We start from the raw sequence: 3,006 nt of genomic DNA on the forward strand, positions 1-3,006 counted from the left end.
GCCTCCACCCCCCCCTCCCCCCCTCCCCCCCCCCCCCCCCCCCCCCCCCCCCCCCCCCCCCCCCCCCCCCCCCCCCCCCCCCCCCCCCCCCCCCCCCCCCCCCCCGGCGCCTGTCAGTACTTCCGGTCCTTGAGGACCTTCGCCGCCTGCTCCGAGGTGAAGGCGGTCTCCTCGGTGACGACGCGCTCCGGGACCTTCTCGCCCTTGACGACCTTCTTGGCGAGGTCCATCAGCTGGTCGCCGAGGAGGGGGTTGCACTCCACGATGTAGTTGATCTCGCCGTCCGCGAGGGCCTGCATGCCGGCCTTGACCGCGTCCACGGTGATGATCTTGATGTCGGTGCCGGGCTTCTTGCCGGCCGCCTTGATCGCCTCGATGGCGCCGAGACCCATGTCGTCGTTGTGTGAGTACACGACGTTGATGTCGGGGTGGGACTTCAGCAGTGCCTCCATGACCTGCTTGCCGCCCGCCCGGGTGAAGTCACCGCTCTGCGAGGCCACGATCTTGATGTCGGACTTCCCGGCGATGGCCTCCTTGAAGCCCTTCTGCCGGTCGATGGCCGGGGCGGCGCCGGTGGTGCCCTGGATCTCCGCGACCTTGGCCGGACCGTTCGCGTTCTCGGTCAGCCACTTGCCGGCCTTGCGGCCCTCCTCCACGAAGTCGGAGCCGAGGAACGTCTTGTAGAGGGAGGTGTCCTCGGAGTCGACGGCCCGGTCGGTCAGGATCACCGGTATCTTCGCGCGCTTGGCTTCCAGCAGGACCGCGTCCCAGCCCGTCTCCACCACCGGGCTGAAGGCGATCACGTCGACCTTCTGCTGGATGTAGGAGCGGATGGCCTTGATCTGGTTCTCCTGCTTCTGCTGCGCGTCGGAGAACTTCAGCTCGATGCCGGCGCTCTTGGCCGACTCCCGTACCGACTTGGTGTTGGCGGTACGCCAGCCGCTCTCCGCGCCCACCTGGGCGAAGCCCATGACCAGCTTGTCGCCGCCGGACGACTTGGACCCGCCTCCGTCGCCGCTCCCGCAGGCCGTCAGCGTGGCCAGCGCCAGCGCGCAGCCGACCATGGCAATTTTCTTGAACACAGCGTCGTCCTCCATCGTGAACCGTGCGTCCCTGCCACCGACCTCTGCGATCGGGGCCACGGGCGTCAACAGTGAGCGCTAACATTTACCGCGTCAACCCCTGGGGGAACCACAATTCGGCATCGGCACGGACTTGTTGTGGACGAGACTGTTAGCGCTCACTATGGCGTCATAGGCTGATGGGGAGCCCCTCTCGGCGGGGGCGGTCACAGCCCGCGCCGAGGGCGGCCGTACCTTGGCCGGGGCGTAGATTGAACGTTCGATGCGGATCACCCGAGGCCCCGGCGGTCAAGCCGGGGCGGGGCGGTCGACCGTCAGGAGGAGATGGGTGTGGAGGACGCCACGGCGACGAGTCCAGTCGTACGGGAACCGGCGATGACCGATGTCGCACGGCTCGCGGGCGTGTCCCATCAGACGGTGTCCCGGGTACTCAACAGCCACCCCAATGTGCGCGAGCAGACCAGGCTGAGGGTGCTCGCGGCGGTGAAGGAGCTGGGCTACCGGCCCAACCGTGCGGCGCGCGCCCTGGTGACGGGGCGCTCGCAGCTGATCGGCGTGATCGCCCAGAACTCCACGCTGTACGGACCCTCCTCGCTCCTGGCCGCATTCGAGATCGCCGCCGCCCGCCAGGGCTTCGCGGTGAGCGTGCACCGGGTGCCCGAGCTGGGGCAGTCCTCGATCACCGCCGCCGTCGAGCGCCACCGCGACGAGCGCGTCGCCGGGATCGTGGTCATCGCGCCCACCGCCTCGGCCGACGCCGCACTGGCCGGGGTGCCCGCAGAGGTGCCCCTGGTCACCGTCGACGGCGACCCCGAGCGCGGCGCGCCGATGGTGTCCGTGGACCAGGAGCAGGGCGCCTACGAGGCCACGAAGCACCTGCTGGAGGCGGGCCACGAGACGGTGTGGCACATTTCCGGCCCGCCGGACTGGTTCGACGCCGCGGGCCGCATCCGCGGCTGGCGCCGGGCGCTGCAGGAGGCCGGGGCGGAGGTGCCTCCGGTGAGCACGGGCGACTGGTCCGCCGCCTCCGGGTACCGGGCGGGGCAGATGCTGGCCCGGATGCCCGAGGTCACCGCGGTCTTCGCGGCCAACGACCACCAGGCCCTCGGCGCCCTGCGCGCCATGACCGAGCGGGGGCGTTCGGTCCCGGACCAGGTGAGCATCATCGGGTTCGACGACGTGCCCGAGTCGGCGTTCTACTCGCCGCCGCTGACCACGGTGCGCCAGGACTTCGGAGCGGTCGCCACCACGACGCTCGACCTCCTGCTCGGGCTGATCAACGGCGCCGAGACGAAGGGCGCGCAGCCCGTCATCACCCCGGAACTCGTCCGCCGGGAGAGCGTGCGGGCGCCCGCCGGCCGCTGATCCGGACCACCCTCGCCGACTACGGTCCATGCCGCACCTGTTGATGTGAGCGCGAACAGCACCCCGTACTGACGGAACCCCACGGCCTGGGGGCAAACCCTGGGCGGGCTCGCACGGCCCAGCCCTCCTCCGCAGCACCTCCCTTGCCCCGAAGCACCTCCCGTGCCCCTCCCGTGCCCCGAAAGGAAGAAGCGCTCAACGCGCCCCGCCCATTCCGCGCCACGCACCCACCCAGCACAGGGCACAGCACTGCCCGAGCATGTTTGTTACCGCTCACAAAAGGCCGGTCCGCCTGGGCTCCGTACTGCTCCAGAACGCGTTCTCTCCCACCTTCGGGGCCAGGAGAACCGATGCGTCACCGAGGACGAGTACGCGCACTTCTGCCGGCTCTCTTCGCCGCCATCCTCCAGCCCTAGCCTGCCCGGGCGGCGCCCGCACCCCTGCCCACCGGGGCCCATTCGCTGGAGGCTCCCCACTTCCCGGACGCCACCTTCCGGGTGACGGGCTGACCGAGGGAACGACCGGTGCCCGGGCCCCGCACACGGTGTGCGGGGCCCGG

General features: G+C 70.8%; 2 protein-coding genes. One reads left to right on the forward strand and one right to left on the reverse strand.

Annotation, left to right across the window (positions count from 1 at the left end):
* Nucleotides 1-113 precede the first annotated feature (113 nt).
* Nucleotides 114-1,064: an ABC transporter substrate-binding protein gene (locus tag ACN6LM_RS37815; protein ID WP_445069953.1), complete on the reverse strand. Its 951-nt coding sequence runs from the start codon at nt 1,062-1,064 to the stop codon at nt 114-116.
* A 342-nt stretch (nt 1,065-1,406) separates the two neighbouring features.
* Here ACN6LM_RS37815 and ACN6LM_RS37820 point away from each other — a divergent pair, with 342 nt between their 5' ends.
* Entirely contained in the window at nt 1,407-2,447 is a 1,041-nt protein-coding gene (locus ACN6LM_RS37820; protein ID WP_445069952.1) for a LacI family DNA-binding transcriptional regulator, read from the forward strand.
* The last annotated feature ends 559 nt before the right edge of the window (nt 2,448-3,006 follow it).

The organism is Streptomyces sp. SAS_281, from assembly GCF_052542855.1.